Origin of the sequence: Paraburkholderia sp. BL23I1N1 (assembly GCF_003610295.1) — a bacterium.
GTDB lineage: Bacteria > Pseudomonadota > Gammaproteobacteria > Burkholderiales > Burkholderiaceae > Paraburkholderia.
In genome coordinates this window covers 3,378,978-3,394,721 of sequence record NZ_RAPV01000001.1, presented here as the reverse complement: position 1 = coordinate 3,394,721, position 15,744 = coordinate 3,378,978, and the positions used below count along the sequence as shown (strand labels likewise).

17 protein-coding genes and 1 pseudogene are annotated in these 15,744 nt (G+C 60.3%); 7 read left to right on the top strand and 11 right to left on the bottom strand.

The genetic code is table 11. From position 1 onward, the window contains the following. Window positions 1-89: 89 nt before the first annotated feature. A complete protein-coding gene (locus B0G76_RS15835; protein WP_120293451.1) occupies window positions 90-614 on the top strand; it encodes a hypothetical protein in 525 nt (174 codons plus the stop codon). Window positions 615-638: 24 nt separating this feature from the next. Here the strand turns inward: B0G76_RS15835 and B0G76_RS44560 are convergent, their stop codons facing one another. From B0G76_RS44560 to B0G76_RS15815, 4 genes are all read right to left on the bottom strand, one after another. Continuing rightward, window positions 639-2,294, bottom strand: coding sequence for a methyl-accepting chemotaxis protein (locus B0G76_RS44560; protein ID WP_120293450.1), 1,656 nt, complete (start codon window positions 2,292-2,294; stop codon window positions 639-641). 434 nt (window positions 2,295-2,728) lie between these two features. Beyond that, entirely contained in the window at window positions 2,729-4,189 is a 1,461-nt protein-coding gene (locus B0G76_RS15825) for an efflux transporter outer membrane subunit (protein ID WP_120296410.1), read from the bottom strand. Between the two features lie 17 nt (window positions 4,190-4,206). After that, window positions 4,207-5,868: an MDR family MFS transporter gene (locus B0G76_RS15820; RefSeq protein ID WP_409076715.1), complete on the bottom strand. Its 1,662-nt coding sequence runs from the start codon at window positions 5,866-5,868 to the stop codon at window positions 4,207-4,209. Next, window positions 5,804-6,946, bottom strand: a complete 1,143-nt coding sequence (locus B0G76_RS15815; protein WP_259460597.1) for an HlyD family secretion protein — start codon at window positions 6,944-6,946, stop codon at window positions 5,804-5,806. The genes B0G76_RS15820 and B0G76_RS15815 overlap by 65 nt, the downstream gene beginning before the upstream one ends. 135 nt (window positions 6,947-7,081) lie before the next feature. On the opposite strand from B0G76_RS15815, the pseudogene B0G76_RS44825 reads away from it, so the two are divergent. From B0G76_RS44825 to B0G76_RS15805, 3 genes and pseudogenes are all read left to right on the top strand, one after another. Next, window positions 7,082-7,270, top strand: a pseudogene (locus tag B0G76_RS44825) (TetR family transcriptional regulator); the annotation flags it as partial. Between the two features lie 217 nt (window positions 7,271-7,487). After that, window positions 7,488-7,880, top strand: coding sequence for a CerR family C-terminal domain-containing protein (locus B0G76_RS44820; protein ID WP_409076758.1), 393 nt, complete (start codon window positions 7,488-7,490; stop codon window positions 7,878-7,880). Window positions 7,881-8,381: 501 nt separating this feature from the next. After that, complete coding sequence (locus tag B0G76_RS15805) at window positions 8,382-9,221, top strand: FkbM family methyltransferase (protein ID WP_120293448.1); 840 nt, start codon at window positions 8,382-8,384, stop codon at window positions 9,219-9,221. Between the two features lie 168 nt (window positions 9,222-9,389). Here B0G76_RS15805 and B0G76_RS15800 read toward each other — a convergent pair whose 3' ends face one another. Further along, entirely contained in the window at window positions 9,390-9,641 is a 252-nt protein-coding gene (locus B0G76_RS15800; protein ID WP_120293447.1) for a GlsB/YeaQ/YmgE family stress response membrane protein, read from the bottom strand. A 257-nt stretch (window positions 9,642-9,898) separates the two neighbouring features. Beyond that, window positions 9,899-10,759, bottom strand: a complete 861-nt coding sequence (locus B0G76_RS15795) for an MBL fold metallo-hydrolase (protein WP_120296408.1) — start codon at window positions 10,757-10,759, stop codon at window positions 9,899-9,901. 87 nt (window positions 10,760-10,846) lie between these two features. Between B0G76_RS15795 and B0G76_RS15790 the strand changes: the two genes are divergently transcribed. The 3 genes from B0G76_RS15790 to B0G76_RS15780 are packed head-to-tail and all read left to right on the top strand — an operon-like array spanning window position 10,847 to window position 12,040. Continuing rightward, entirely contained in the window at window positions 10,847-11,182 is a 336-nt protein-coding gene (locus B0G76_RS15790; RefSeq protein ID WP_120293446.1) for a helix-turn-helix transcriptional regulator, read from the top strand. Continuing rightward, the gene (locus tag B0G76_RS15785; RefSeq protein WP_120293445.1) at window positions 11,179-11,613 is read left to right on the top strand and encodes a YeeE/YedE family protein; all 435 of its coding nucleotides are present in this window, start codon (window positions 11,179-11,181) and stop codon (window positions 11,611-11,613) included. Before B0G76_RS15790 ends, B0G76_RS15785 begins: the two co-directional genes overlap by 4 nt. A gap of 1 nt (window position 11,614) precedes the next feature. Continuing rightward, window positions 11,615-12,040 (top strand): YeeE/YedE family protein, encoded by a 426-nt coding sequence (locus tag B0G76_RS15780; protein WP_120293444.1) that lies wholly within the window; start codon window positions 11,615-11,617, stop codon window positions 12,038-12,040. A 72-nt stretch (window positions 12,041-12,112) separates the two neighbouring features. Here the strand turns inward: B0G76_RS15780 and B0G76_RS15775 are convergent, their stop codons facing one another. From B0G76_RS15775 to B0G76_RS15760, 5 genes are all read right to left on the bottom strand, one after another. Further along, window positions 12,113-12,487 (bottom strand): glyoxalase/bleomycin resistance/extradiol dioxygenase family protein, encoded by a 375-nt coding sequence (locus B0G76_RS15775; RefSeq protein WP_120293443.1) that lies wholly within the window; start codon window positions 12,485-12,487, stop codon window positions 12,113-12,115. Window positions 12,488-12,519: 32 nt separating this feature from the next. Next, the gene (locus B0G76_RS15770; protein ID WP_120293442.1) at window positions 12,520-13,242 is read right to left on the bottom strand and encodes a YafY family protein; all 723 of its coding nucleotides are present in this window, start codon (window positions 13,240-13,242) and stop codon (window positions 12,520-12,522) included. Between the two features lie 101 nt (window positions 13,243-13,343). Beyond that, complete coding sequence (locus B0G76_RS43310; RefSeq protein ID WP_220700757.1) at window positions 13,344-14,000, bottom strand: MFS transporter; 657 nt, start codon at window positions 13,998-14,000, stop codon at window positions 13,344-13,346. Next, window positions 14,001-14,588 carry an MFS transporter gene (locus tag B0G76_RS43305; protein ID WP_220700756.1) on the bottom strand — a complete coding sequence of 196 codons (588 nt, stop codon included), beginning with the start codon at window positions 14,586-14,588 and terminating at the stop codon, window positions 14,001-14,003. A 187-nt stretch (window positions 14,589-14,775) separates the two neighbouring features. Further along, a complete protein-coding gene (locus tag B0G76_RS15760; protein ID WP_120293441.1) occupies window positions 14,776-15,720 on the bottom strand; it encodes an AraC family transcriptional regulator in 945 nt (314 codons plus the stop codon). Between the last annotated feature and the right edge of the window lie 24 nt (window positions 15,721-15,744).

Below are 15,744 nucleotides of genomic sequence, written 5' to 3'. Positions count from 1 at the left end.
CGGATGCGGTCCTAGAATCGGCTTGTGAATCAGGAGTCTCGCCAATGTCGAGGCCGTCGACGCCGATGGCCTCCCAATAGGAGTTCTGCATGTCACCCGAAACCGTCTTCCAGATACATCTCGTTCTAGGTTACGTCGCGTGGCTGCTTTGCTTCGCCACGTACATGCTGCCCAAGCTTAAGTCGATGGACCGTCCCGACGCGCAACGCGCTATCGCTACGCTGCACAGCTTCCGCTTCTTCGGACTGATCTTCCTCCTGCCCGGCGTAGTCGGCCCCAGTCTGCCTGCCAGCTTTGCCCAGTTCGTCGCCTATGGTGACTTCCTAACCGGCGTGCTGGCCATGCTGGCGCTGCTCACCTTCAGGATGCGTCCGCTCTTCTGGTTTTTCGTGGTCGCCTTCAATCTCGCGGGGGCCGTCGACATCATCGTCGACTATTACCACGCTGTCCGGATTGACCTTCCTGCAATGGCGGGGCAACTGGGCGCCGCCTACGCGATCCCGATCATCTACGTGCCTCTGCTGATGATCACGCACTTTGTCGCGTTCTATTTGCTCTTGCGTCCTCAGCCCAAAGCGGCTTGGGCTTTCGCTGGCGATGCACCCGCATCCTAGATCGGACTAGACCTGCGGCATAGCTTACACGTGTACTGTGGCGTAGCCGGAGGTCCCACCGATGCCCGTGTCGTCGTGGTTGCTGATTCCAGCAGCGGCAAGCATGTCCCGCCGATCTCCAACCGTAAAGACGGCGACCGACTCCCGCAGCACGCTCGCCCGTCCGGCCATGATCTGCGCGCCCGCCGTAACCTGCTCAACCAGCACCGAATTCTGCTGCGTCACTTTTTCCATTTCCGCAACCGCCTGATTGACGTGCTCGATACCCGTTCTTTGCGTGGTGGATGCGAGCGCGATCTTGCTCACGAAGTCGCTTACTTGACGCACCGATCGCACGACCTGCTCGATCGTGGCACCCGCATCGGCCACCAGCTGCGAGCCGGCCTCAACATGATCGGCCGACTGGCCGATCAGCACCTTGATCTCCTTGGCCGCATCCGCGCTGCGCTGCGCGAGCGTGCGCACTTCGCTCGCTACCACGGCGAAGCCGCGCCCTTGCGAGCCTGCGCGAGCCGCCTCGACGGCAGCGTTGAGCGCCAGAATATTGGTCTGGAAGGCGATGCCTTCGATCACGCCGATGATCTCAGTGACCCTCGACGAACTCGTCGAGATGTCCTGCATGGTCGTCACCACCCGCTCGACGACCTGGCCGCCCTGGACCGCGGTGTCGGAAGCCGCGTTCGCGATTGCGCTGGCCTGCATCGCGTCCTCGGTGTTCTGCCTGACGGTGGAAGTCAATTCCGCCATGCTGGCGGCGGTCTGTTGCAATGACGCCGCCTGTTCCTCAGTGCGCTTCGAAAGATCGGTGTTGCCGTCGGCGATCTCCCCGGCGTGTACGGCGATCAATTCGGCCGAGGTCTTGATCTGCGTGACCATGGACATCAATTGCAGACGCATCGCCTCGAGCGACGCCATCAGGCTATGCGCGTCGCCCTTGCCCAGTTTGACCGTCACCGCGAGATTTCCGCCGGCGATCTCGCTGGCAAGGCGCTGCGCCTCGGCCGGGTCGGCGCCGAGCTGCCTGAGTATGCTGCGTGTGATCAGCACCGCTGCCGTGAGGCCGATCAGCAAGGCAACGATTACCGCACCCGTGGTCACCGCCTGCAGCGTGGCATAGGTTGTTGCGGCATCGTTCGCTGCGTCACGGCTGCGGGTTTGTTCGAGTGCGAGCAACGCGTTGAGGGTGGTCAGCCAGGCAACCTGCTTCGGACGCACTTCGTTGACGAGCACCTTGACCGTCGCGTCCGGATCGTTCGCTAGCGCCCAGTTCATGGCTTCCTTCTCGACCAGCGGCAAGGTCGCCGCTTCTTCCTGCTTCAGCTGGGCGAGGAGACGGCGCTCGTCGTCGGTCGTCAACGGCGACGCGCTGAACATGCGACCCAGCGCCTGATAATTCTCGGCATACACCGCTTCCTGCCGCTTGATGGACGCTTGCTCCTTGGCCACTTGATTCTCGTCGGTCAGCAGCGCCATGTTGCGGATCGAGATGGCGATGCCGTTGACCGCGCCGCGCAGGTTTGTCGCGAATCCCGTTTCGGCGTTGTGTACCTGAACGATGTCGTCGAGTTTGCCGCGAATGCTGGCAACGCCGGCCATGCCCATTAAGGAAGTGGCCACGAGCAGCACCAGGACGGTACCGAAACCGAGTGCGAGTCGGGTGGAAACGTTGATTTGAGCCATGGCAGGGTTTTTGTCGACGGAAATAGGGCGTGCGGATGCACACGCGTTGCTTTTTAAGTCAGCGAGCAGGTGAGTCTTCGAAATGCCAGAAGTGGCGAATGGAACCGCGCGATCGGCGCCGCGGCTCAGGACAGATAGCAGTGCGACCGCACGATGCAAAAAACGGCGATTTCCATCATTGCCCCCAAGATTCGTCGAGCGGCCGCGCGTCGATTGAGGTTCTTTAGTGCGCTACGCCGGCCGGATTATTGTTTTGTTCGGAGGCTATGCTAGTGCAGCAGTCGTAGCTGAAATAACTGTTTTTTTGAAGATTGCAGCAGGTAAACACCGTGGCCCGGAGGCGAAGCATTGCCGTGCGCGGCATTGGGCCAAGCTGAAGTCGGGGAGATAACCGAGCGGCCACGCGGTGCTCCGAGAATGGCCGCGCCCGCGCGCTAACCTTGCTGCGCTTGCCAGCCGATGCCGAGGCTTTTCTGTAGCGACACAAAGTCCTTGAGCAACTCGGCCTGTCCCGCGACGACATTCTGCTGCGCAGTGAATTCTTCGCGCTGCGTGTCCAGCAGATCGATCAACGTGGCTACGCCTGCGGAATAGCGTTGCCGCATCAGCGTGGCCGAGTGACTTGCGGATGCCTCCACCTTTTGCAGCGTGACGACACGCTCGCGCTGATGCCCATAGCGCGAGAGCGACGAGTTCGCGTCCTGCAGCGCGCCGAGCACGGCCTTCGTATAACGAGCCTCGGCTTCGTCACGCGATGCTTCAGCCGCGTGCACGCTGCCCAGCGTGCGCCCAAAATCGAGCGCGTTCCATTGCAGATATGGCGCGGCTAACCAGCTGAAATTGTTCTTTCGTACGAGGTGACCCGGATCGCCGGCGCTGAAGCCGATATCGCCAAACAGCGTTACCTTCGGGAAAAAATCCGCAATGTGTTCGCCGATCTGCGCATTGCTCGACGCAAGCCGCCGTTCCGCCGCGCGAATGTCGGGACGCTGCTGCAACATCGCCGACGGATCGCCAATGGCGACCGTCTCGGGCAACGCCGGCAGCGGCCGCGTGCCGGCCAGCTGTTCGTCCAGCGCGCCGGGCGCACGACCGGTCAGCACGGCGAGGCGGTCGAGCGAATCGGTCACTTGCGCGTCGAGCGGCATCAGCGTCGCGCGCGTGTTCTCAACCTGCGTGGTCAGGCGTTCGACATCGACATCCGCTGCCGTGCCGCGCTCCCGGCGCTGCTGCGTGAGTGTCAACATTTTCTGTTCGGTCTCCGCCTGACGCTGCGCGAGTTCAAGCCGCGTTTGCTGATCGCGCAGTTCAACGTAGGTCTGCGCCACCTCGGCCGCGAGCGACACCTGGGTGTCCGCAAGATCGGCATCGACAGCTTCCGCATCCGCCGATGCCGCTTCGATGGCGCGCCGCGTGCCGCCGAACAGGTCGATTTCCCACGTGGCATCGAAGCCCGCGGTATAGAGCTGCAGCGGGCCGTGACCCGACGATGTACTACTGGCGCTTCCCGAACTGAGCGAGCTCGGATCAGGCGAGCGCATGCGCAGCGCGGCAGCATCCCCGGAGACTTTCGGTAGAGCGTTGGCACGTTGCGTCTGCAACTGCGAACGCGATTCCCGCAGTCGCGCCTGTGCGATATGCACATCGGGACTGTGTGCAAGGGCTGCGGCGATGAGGTCGTTCAGCTGCGGGTCGTTGAGTGCGAGCCACCACTGGTTCGGCGCGGGCGTCGAAGTCGTGCCGGAGGCCGGCGCACGCACGAAGGTCGCGCTGCTTTGGGCGTCCCGCGCAACCGGCGGCGCCCCGTGATAATCCGGGCCGACCGTGCAACCCGACAAGGCGGACAGAAGCGCGGCGGCGGCCAGTGCGAAACACGAAAGGCGGTTGAACATCATGGTGTGATGAAAAGACATTAGTGTCCGGCGGACGGAGGCGGCGCATTCCTGCGCGGCGTTTTCAGAAGCAGCGCAAGCGGAATGCAGACGAGCAGCGCGATGCCGAGCAGATAGAAGGTTTCCGAATAGGTCATCACGATGGCCTGCTGCTGGATCTGTACCCCGAGTTGCCCAAGCGCGCGCATTTGCGAGTACGCCATGTCCCCCGTATGGGTGAACCAGTTCGCCGCGTTCGCCGCGAGGCTCTCCTGGCCGATCAGCGAATTTGCGCTGACAGACTCGCGGATCGCCGCGGTATGAAACGTCGTGCGCCGGTCGATCACGGTACCGATGATCGCAAGGCCGATCGACCCGCCGAGGTTGCGCGCCATGTTGTAGAGACCGGCGGCGTCGCCGGAATCTTCGCGCGACACGGCCGCCATCGACGCCTGATTAAGCGGCATCATCGCGAGCATCTGTGCGGTTCCGCGTATCAGTTGCGACCAGACGAAATCGTGCCCGACGCTCTGCGCCGTGAGGCCGATATCGATCATGCAACTGATCGCGTATAACAGCAGCCCGGTGATCACCAGCACGCGGAAGTCGACTTTGCCAAGCAGCCGGGGCAGCACCGGCATGATCATGAAGGCGGGCAGCCCGGAAAGCAGCATGATCGCGCCGGACTGTTCCGCGTTGTAACCCGCGACCACGCCGAGAAACTGCGGCACCAGATACGACACGCCATACAGCGCTGCGCCGACCGCCGATACGATCACGATCACGCTGGCGTAATTTGGATTGCGCATCAGGCTCAGACGCACGATCGGCTTCTTCGCGGTCACTTGCGAGGCGGCGATCAGGATCATGCCAAAGAGCGACACACAGGTGAGCGCCACGATCATCGGCGATTCGAACCAGCGCTCGCGCTGACCTTCCTCGAGCACGACCGTGAGCGAACTGAGGCCAATCGCGAGACCGACAATGCCGAGCCAGTCCGCCTTGAGAAACGCTTCCCAGTGAGGCCGGTCCGACGGCAGGCCGACGATCAACAGGGTCATCAGCGCAAGGCAGATCGGCAGATTCATGAAGAAGCACCAGCTCCAGCTGACGTTCTCCGCGAGCCAGCCACCGACAACCGGTCCAAGCAGCGGCCCGAGCAATACGATCAAGCCGAACATGGTCATGCCGACCGGCAACTGCGATAGCGGCAGGCGCGTGCGGATGATGGTCTGCGCCGTCGGGATTAGCGCGCCGCCCGTGAAGCCCTGCCCGATGCGGCCGGCGATCATCATGGGCAGCGTATGCGACCAGCCGCACATCATCGAGAATGCGATGAAAAGCGCTGAATTCGTCAGCAGGAAATTGCGCAGGCCGAATACGCGCGTGAGCCATGCCGCCAGCGGGATCATCACGATTTCCGACATCAGATAGCCGGTCGAAATCCAGGTGCCTTCGGTACCGGTGGCGCCGATTTCGCCCTGGATCTGCGGTAGCGCGGAATTCGTGATGGAGATGTCGAGCGTCGCCATCAAGGCGCCGAGCGCACCCGCGGCGACCGCGATCCAGTCGCCGACGCTGGCACGCTCTTCGGCGTGCGGTGCGGCTGGTGGTGCGGCCGGTGATGCGGCGGTCGAATCAGCCACGATGATTCTCGGAATCGATACGTGCGTCGCGATCGCGTGCGGAACGCGTGTCGACATCTACCGTCACCGACAGCCCCGGCAAGAGCACGCTACGCGTCTCCGCACCCGTGTCGACACGAATCCGCACGGGCACCCGCTGCACGATCTTCGTGAAGTTGCCGGTGGCATTTTCCGGCGGCAGCAGGGCGAATTGCGAGCCCGTGCCGGGCGAGAAACTGTCGATTACGCCGTGCAGGGTGTGACCCGGCAAGGCGTCGACGTGCATCTCCACTGGCTGACCGGCGCGCATCCGGCCTACCTGCGTTTCCTTGAAATTAGCCAGTAAATAGGTGCTTTGCACCGGCACGACCGTCAGCATCCGTGTGCCGGGTTGCACGTACTGACCCACACGCACGGTGCGATCGCCAACCTTGCCGCCGAGCATGCTGCGCACCACGGTGTTGTCGAGATCGAGTTGCGATTGCTGTGCGCTCGCCTCAGCAGCCTCGAGTTGCGCTCGTGCCTGCGCGAGCTGCGCGGTGGCCGAACCGATCTGCGAGCGTGCGGCTTCGACCGCCGCGGCGTTCGCGGCGAGCGTGGCATTGGCCTGATCGCGGCTACTGGTCAATTCCGCCAGCCGTTCACTGCTTTCAGCACCGGTTGCAACGAGTGGAGCGTAGCGCCGCACTTCGTCGCTCGCGTGCTGCGCGCTCACGCGCGCCACCTGCTGCTGCGCCTGTGCCTGCGCTATGTTGGACTGCTGCTGTTTGATGTCGGCCTGCGCGCGTTCAATGTCGGCTTTGCGTGCATCGATGGTGGCTCGCGCCTGGTCGAGCGCGACCTGATACTGGCGAGCGTCGAGATGCACAAGCGGATCGCCCGGCTTCACGACCTGATTGTCCGCGACGTAAACGTCCGTCACGTAGCCTGCGATCTTGGGGGCGACCGTGACGCTGTCAGCCTGCAGATAGGCATCGTCGGTGCTTTCAATGAAGCGCCCAACCGTCCACCAGCGGGCGAGCCAGACCGCTCCGACAATCAGCGCGACAACGCCGAGTGCGATCAGGACGGTTCGCCGGCTGGGACGCCGGGCCTGTGATGCAGGAGGGTCTTCAGCAGGTATTGGGCGGGAAGGAGAGCCTGCGGTCGTTGACATCTTATGAGTCCAATTATTTCCAGTTGGAAAAATTATTCCACTCGATACACTTGTGTCAAGTGATATATTTCGAAAGAAGTCTGTCAAGGGAATTTCCGTGGGGGTGCTTCCCAAGGGGTCTGCCTTCGGGGCTTAATGAAGAGAAACGAAGAGAAACGCGGAGAGCAATGCATGAACACCGCAAAGAAGCTGCGCCGTTCGCCGGAGGGCGGCTATGCGCGCGGCGACGAGACGCGTCAGCGGATCATCGAGGCGGCGATCGAGCTGTTTGGTGAGCACGGATTTGAGGGCGCGTCGACGCGCGATATCGCGGCCCGCGCCGGCGTCAACGCGCCCGCGCTGCAGTATTACTTCGAGAATAAGGAGGGGGTATATCGCGCGTGCGCCGAAGCACTTGCTGACGATGCATGGAAGATATTTGGGCCGGCCATCGAGCATGCGCGAGAAGCGTTGCTTGAAAACGCCAATACCGCGGTGTTGATCGATGCCTTCATCCGTATTCAGGAAGCGATCGCGGACGGCGCCTTCGCGAAAGTGAACAATCCCGGCCCGCGGCTTTTTTTTCGCGCGCGAGCAGGCTGGGCACGAACCCGAAAGTGCGACGCAGATTATTGCCTGCCGGATCCGCGCGCCGCTAAACACGACGAGCGCGGCGCTCGTGGCGCGAATTTCTGGACGCGCGGCCGACGATCCGGTCACGCTGATCCGCACCTTCAGTCTGCATGGGCAAATGGTCATTTTTCACGTCGCGAGCCCTTCGAAGCTGTCGATGCTCGGCTGGAAAAGCATCGATGCCGAGAAGGCCGAACTGCTCAAGTCGGTCATACTCGAACAGACGCGCACGCTGCTTGAGCAATGGGGCCGGCAACGTGACGAGGAGCGCGCCCCCGCCGTGCAAAGCACAGGCAAGGGAAAGTCACGCAAGCAACAGTGATCCCGTCGCCACGACAAAGGGATCGCACGGACGCGAGTTCAGCGCGTCCAGATTCGCTACGTTCGGGAATGCTAATGAAGCGCTACGATTTTCCTCCGACGCGCACCGCCGGCCTGAGTCCCTGGCCATGAATCCCGCCGACCTGCGAGCGCGTGCGGAGGTGAGTCGCTGGCTACCCGCCTACCTGGAAGGCTCACTCCCCTCGCAATTCGACCGCTCGTAAGCTTTTGATTCTTCAGAGGAAATCGTGGTCGGCCCACAAGGGTATACCCCGGTGAAGACCGCCCACTGCCGCGCGCCCTCACTGCTATTCTGTTGAAGATGATCGTCGGAGCCCATGGCACGAGCGGTCCTTTTCCCATTGGCGAACCCGGTATCGCGTTGATCCTTGCAGGCCATACATCGACCGGCAGCAATAGCCGTTCCACAAATTCCACTACTAGTGGCCACAGAAGCAAAAGGATTCCAACTGTACCTAACAAGTGAACAGAAGGAGTTTTCATGTCTTTACTTCAACGAGTTGGTCGACTACCCAAGAAGTCCTACGATTTGGTCAAGAACGCTACCGTTATTGACCAGCGAATGCTCTATGCGACTTGGGAACATATTCAACTGAAGAAACTGCTGGCCTATCTGGATGTCGATTGTGTTTTCGATATCGGTGCCAGCCAGGGCGAATACGCCGAGATGCTGAGAAAGAAGGCCGGTTATAAAGGCTATATTTTTTCGTTTGAACCCAATCCGCACGACGCCCTTATTGCTCGAAAACGCGCCCACGGCGATGACAAGTGGATAGTGACTGAGCTGGCCATTTCAGAATTGGATGGCGAAGCACAGTTCAATGTGATGCGAGCAAGTCAGTTCAGCTCGCTGAGCACGCCAAAGAATGATGATGTTGAGCTGTTTCGCCATGTGAATTCGATCGCGGAGATCATTACGGTGAAAACAGAGCGCCTGGAAACCACCCTAAAACGCTTGCGTGCCGAATACGGATTCAAACGACCATTTTTGAAAATGGATACGCAAGGCTTTGATGTCAAAATTGTTCAGGCCTCGGCCGACATCATGCGAGATTTCGTTGGAATGCAAAGCGAGTTGGCGATCGCGAAGCTTTACGAGACCTCAGTCGACTTTCGTGAGGCTATTACAGAGTATGAATGCTGCGGATTTTCGCTCAGCGCTTTCGTTCCGAACAATTCGGGACATTTCCCATGTCTTCTAGAGATCGATTGCGTGATGATTCGCTCCGATCTGGCGCCAAGTTGGCTCGCTCTCGGTCATGCACCCGAGAGTTCGACCTTCCCTGTGTTTGACCCCAACCACGTTTGGTGGACATCCTAAAAGGGCACTCTGGCTCGGGTGGAGCGCGGTCTGCCTTCGACGACAGATAAGGTCGGCGTTTCAACCGGCGCTCAACCATTGCCAACAATCAAGGTGCGACGAACGAGTGTCCGTTCCTGGCTGGATACTGTCCTATGCGAACGGCATGCTTCGCCTGATTCTCGGGGATTAACTCCGCCGGCGCACCAGTCCGTAAATGATCAGCAGGACGATCGCGCCAATCACCGACGCGACCCAGCCCGCCGCCTGGCCTGGTTGATACCAGCCCAGCGCACGCCCGACGTAACCCGCAATCAGCGAGCCGGCAATGCCGAGGATGATGGTCATAATGATGCCCATGCTGTCGTCTCCGGGCTTCACCGCCCGCGCAATCAATCCGACGACCAGCCCTACAATCACCGTAGCAATGAAGGAAAGCATGCCGACCTCCCAAGAGTGTGAGTACTAACGTTTGCTTTTATTGCTGGCTACTGTTTCGCTCCGATGCTTTTCGGAGCATACGCGCTCTATGCGGCAGTTGCCACCCTATCTGAATGTCCTCTAAAGGAGCCACTGGTGAACTCCGTCACTCATCTCATTCATGAATTTCGCGAACGTCAATCGTCTCGTCAATCGCCGCTTGGCAATGTTCTCCAGAACGGTCAGCAAATTGGCACTGCTTTGCAAAAATGCGCGTCCTACAACGCGCCGAGTGGGATTTTCAGATAACGCATGCCGTTGTCTTCCGGTTCAGGCAATAAGCCTGCACGAATGTTGACCTGGACAGCCGGAAGAATGAGCGTAGGCATATCAAGCGTCCGGTCGCGTGCGGTGCGCATCGCAACGAACGCATCTTCCGAGTTGCCGTCATGCAGATGAATATTGCCCTTGCGTTGCTCTGCCACTGTGGTTTGCCATTGTGGTTGACGCGACTGCGGCGGGTAGTCGTGACACATAAAAAGCCGGGTCTCGTCAGGTAGCGACAACAGGTTGCGTGCTGAGCGATAAAGGGTATGTGCGTCACCGCCCGGAAAATCGCACCGTGCGCTACCTATGTCCGGCATGAACATCGTGTCGCCGACAAAAACCGCGTCTCCGATCTGGTACGCCACGTCAGCCGGCGTATGCCCTGGCGCATGTATGGCACGCGCGCTCAGCTCGCCGATCTGGAACGTCTCGCCGGCAGTGAACAGATGGTCGAACTGCCGACCGTCGTCCGGCACGTGCTCCCCCAGGTTAAAGACGCGCCTGAATACACCCTGCACTGCGCGAATGCTCTCGCCGATGGCAATCCTTCCTCCGAGTCGTGTCTTCAGATATTGCGCGGCCGACAGATGGTCCGCGTGGGCATGCGTTTCCAGCAGCCATTCAACACGCGGCCCCCGCGCCTGTACAAATTCCACGACCTTGTCGGCCGATTGAGTCGAGGTACGGCCGGCCTTCGGGTCGTAGTCGAGCACCGAATCGATCACAGCACACGCAGAGCCATCGCCAGCATGAACGACATAGGTAACGGTACAGGTGGTCCGATCGAAGAACGCTTCTACCAGTGGCTTCATCGCATGCTCCAGTCGATACATTATATAACAATATATATTGTTATATAATGTTGGTAAATATATTGTCAGGCAGAGAGGCCCCCATCGATGACCGCGTCGTTATCTCCCGCCGCGCTTGACGCGCTGCGGCAATCCGCGACGAAATGCTGCGCCCTTCTCAAAGCCATGGCGCAGGAAGACCGTCTGCTGCTGCTGTGCCAGTTGATCGAAGGCGAACACAACGTCGGAGAACTGGAAGAGGCGGTTGGCGTGAGTCAACCGAGCCTTTCGCAGCACCTTGGCGTGTTGCGCGAGGAAGGTCTCGTCAGCACGCGGCGCGAGGGAAAGTACATGTACTACAGCCTTGCAAGCGTCGAAGTCCTGAGCATTATGCAGACCTTGTCGAGCCTCTATTGCGGCAAAGTCAAAGGGCGCCTGAAATGAGCATTGACCTCGTCCACTTCACGCCGCTTCCCGCGCTCGCCGGCGGCTTATTGATCGGCTTGGCGGCAGCGCTGCTCGTGCTCGGAAATGGTCGTATCGCCGGCATCAGCGGGATTCTTGGCGGCCTGCTCGACACGAGATCCAGCGATCATGTCTGGCGCGCCGCATTCGTGCTTGGACTCCTTGCCGCGCCCTGGATGTTCAGGCTTTTCACGGCACTGCCGGCTGTTACGATCGCGTCATCGCCACCTGTGCTCGTTGTGGCCGGCCTGCTCGTCGGCGTCGGCACCCGCTATGCGTCCGGTTGCACCAGCGGTCACGGCGTGTGCGGCCTCTCACGCGGTTCGGTCCGCTCGCTTGCCGCCACCGCGACGTTCATGGCAGTGGGCTTTTTCACCGTTTTCGTGACCCGTCATCTGCTGGGGCTTTGACATGCTGATTCTCAACGCGCTGCTGGCCGGTCTGATATTCGCCACGGGACTGATTGTTTCCGGCATGGCCAACCCAGCGAAGGTGCTGGGCTTTCTCGATATCGCCGGCAACTGGGACCCGTCACTGGCGTTCGTCATGGCCGGCGCGATCGCAGTTGGCAGTGTCGGCTTCGCGATTGCACGCAGGCTCAAGCGGAGCCTGTTCAACGCGCCCATGTCGCTGCCGACCGCGACGCGCATCGACCGCCGCCTGCTTGCTGGCAGCGCCATGTTTGGTGCCGCCTGGGGCCTGGCAGGATTCTGCCCGGGACCGGCCCTCGTGAGCGCCGGCAGCGGCGAGTTCAAAGCGATGTTGTTCGTCATTGCCATGCTCGTTGGCATGAAGATTTTCGCTCTGGCCGAGCGACGCGCTACCCAAACCAACTGACCGTCACCTCGCACACATTCGCGTGTTCGCTCGCAATAACGACGCGGCGGGCCGCCGTGACGGCGGGTTTCCTCAACGCTGGGGGCGAGAAAATATGTTGACGAGATTCCGGTCAGGGTCGCGCAGCAAGAGCGAGCGATTGCCCCACGGCATCAACGTCGTCGGCATCACGATGTTTGTCCCGGACCCATTCATCCGTTCGAACACCGCGTCAACGTCCTCCACTTCAAACTCCAGGATCGCCGACTGATTCGCAGCCGCTGTGGCAGCACCGACATTAAAAAGCTTAATCAGGTGCTCAGACGAAATCGCAAGCGTCGCTCCGTCGAACCGCATTTCGGCAAATCCATCAGCCGGACGTACAGCCTCGATACCTGAAAGCCTTTGATAAAACTCCACCAGCCCATCGATATCCCGGGTAACAACACGAACCGATGCGAACTTCATTTTGAGCTCCTCGCCAAGAAAGGAAGCTCAGTCTAATGGTCGATACTGTCAGATTCTGGCAGTATTGTGCGGCTCGCGAAGTGATTGAGCCTGCGCCACTCACGAAGCAGTGTTGACCGTCTTTTGGGGTAGCGCTCTTCCAACTGCTCGACGTTCGAGATCCGGTCCGAACGGAAATTCCGAAAATCAGCTCGAAGCTCGCACCAACACATCAGGACCCGCGCCTGGTCGAAATACACCAGGGCAAAGGGCCAAACGACACGCTGCGAGTGAATACCACTGGCGTCCACGTAGGTAATATTGAGCTTCTGCTCTTCTCGGACTGCGGCACGCAGAAGGTCAGGCGAGACTTTGTGGGCAGGTCTCTTCAACGGCGCGCCGACCAGCAGCGAAGACTCTTCCAATTCGCGACGCAGTTCAGTGGGCAGTATGGCGGCTATCTTCGCAAGCGCGCTCAGCGCACCGGATGATAGCGGCTTGTCGCAGCGATCGGCCACCCAGCGCATGCCAAGAACCAGGGCGTCGAGTTCCTCTGAGCGAAACATCATGGGCGGCAGCATGAAACCCGGTTTCATAACGTAACCAACGCCCGGTTCCCCCTCGATCATTGCTCCTTGCGCCTGCAAACTGGCGATGTCCCGGTATAGCGTGCGGATGCTCACGCCGAGCTCCTCGGCCAGGGCTTGGCCACGCACGGGACGTCGATAACGACGTAACACTTGCAGGAGATGAAGGAGACGTTCGGAGCGGGACATACGTGAATCCTGATATCGACACTAGAGTAAATCGACGACCGGTTCTCGATCTGAAACAGACACTGCAACTGTGCTCGAGCGCGTGTGTGAATTGGCCGGGATCAATACATCTTGAAGTTTTCGCTGCGTGCCATCCATGCCAGTCCAATAACGGCTATACCCGCGAAGAGCGCTGGCAGCAGGAAGACATTGGGAAGGCCCAGGAACGCGGCCCCGAAGCCGCCCGCGATGCCTCCTAACGCCGAGGCGAGAGCCGTCGAGCTCATGAAGATTGCCGACGCCGTCCCTACCGCGTTGGGGAGCAGGCGTTGAGCGACGATGATGCCCAGAACCATAAAGATGCCCCAAACACCACCCATGAGGATCTGTCCGGCGAACATGCCCGCTGCGGACGACCAGAGCGCAAAGCAAAGATTGGCAAGCACCCCGATAGCGGCCGCGATACACATCAACCACACGTTGCCAAGCTTGCGGCCCAGCCCGATGCTGAAGGGCATGATGAGTAGCTCGATGAATGGCTGTATCCCGATGACCGTTCCCCGTACGGCCGGACTTAGCTTGAGGTGTTCTTCCATGTAGATCAGCAGGAGTCCGTACTTTGCCGGCTCCCCCGCGTAGACCATGACGAAGAGTCCTGTGAACGTCAGCAGTGGAAGCATGGCACGTAGGTTGGAGTGGTGTGCGGGCTGACGCGCCGACTCCGGCTTGAGCTTGACAGTTGGGTTCAGCGTTCCGAGAGGTGCGATCTGTAGAAGCATTCAGAAGGCGGTCATCCAAAGCATGGATCGCAGGCCATAGGCCGCCGCCACCCACGCGCCTAATGCAGGCCCAACGATCCATCCGCCGGTGAGCGCCATACGGGCGATGGCAACGACACTTTCATTTGCGTCGTCGGGCTTGTCGTTGAGTTTATCGTGGCCAGCCGCAAAAATTTGCGAGGCGGTAGCACCGGAAACGGCCAGCAAAGCGACGGCGATGATGAACGGCATCCAGACCGAAGTGGAGAGGGCGAGGCCCGCCCAGCCCACAAAGCCCGCTACAGCACACAGGCGGAAAAGACCGAGGCGATTCCCTGTGTGATCGGAATAGTGGCCGACGAAATACCCCGCGACTGGCGTTGCAAGGCTGGTCAAGTAATAGAGTCCCGCCAACGGCAGCGAGGCGCCGAGTTCCTTCACCAGGAACGGAACAATCTGTGGTGCAGCAGCTGACGCGCCGAGACCCGACAGAAACATCGCAATCGTTGCGCCGAGAAAAAGCCTCGAAGCTGCAACTTGACGCAATGCAGATTGACTACCGGTTCGGTCAGACATCGTGACGGATTGACTACCGTTTTGGTCAGACATCTTAAAAGGAACCCCTGGTTATGTTCCTGAACGTGTTCGGTTTTCATGGCGCACTCCGACCGAAGAGAGGGGAGTGCGATTGTGTTGCTCGCCCCGGTCGTCCGCTCAAGGCGCATACGCATATTACGGGAACTCACAACCGGCCATGCCTTGATTCTATAAACCCCGGATCTGAGTGCCGCCAGCCCTACTCTCCAAACTCCACCACGTTCCGGCGCCTTAGCTGCACCACGTCGCGAAGGGGAGGCGCCCCAAACAGCCGGCTATATTCGCGGCTGAACTGGGAAGGGCTGTCATACCCGACTCTGATCGCCACCGACGCGACATCCCCGTTCTGTCCGAGTAACAATTTCCGGGCCTCATGCAGCCGCAGTTGCTTCTGATACTGCAGCGGACTCAGCGTCGTGACGCTCTTGAAGTGATGATGGAGCGACGACACGCTCATGTTCACCTCCTGCGCCAGCATCTCCACCCGCAAAAGCTCGGTGTAGTGATTCTGGATCCACTCGATCGCCCGCGCGATCCGGTACGTCTGGCTCCCGTTCACGGCGATGTGTCGCAGTCGCTTCCCCTGCTCGCTTGTCATCAGCCGGTAGAGCAATTCCTTCTCGATGAGCGGCGCGAGAACGGGGATGTCACCCGGAGTATCGAGCAATCGCACGAGCCGCAGCGCTGCATCGAAAACCGGTGCCGACAGCGAGCCCACGGCGATGCCTTCGCCCGCCGACACGGCACCCGGTTCCGGCAGATGCAGCTGCGTCGCCAGTTCGACAATGCGTTGCGGATCAAGCGTGAGCTTCACGCACAGATAAGGCGCGTCGGACGACGCTCGCGTAACCTGCGACGTCATCGGCAAATTGACGGACGTCACCAGGCAATGCAGATGATCGTAGTCGTAAGCCTGTCCCGCTACCACGACCCGCTTGGCGCCTTGTGCCGCGAACACGAACGCGGAGCTCGTTACGCCGCAGCCGAGATCGGCGCGCGCCGAGTATCGGTAGAAAGTCAGCGAGGGAATGGCCGTCTGATGCGCGCCGTCCACTGGCGCGAAGCGGCTGATGAGCGCGGCGAGTTCGCGACGCGCCGTTTCCCGCGAGGCCGAAGGATCGAACCATGAAGAATTCTGTTTCATGTGCATTGAACTCCGTGGACGGAA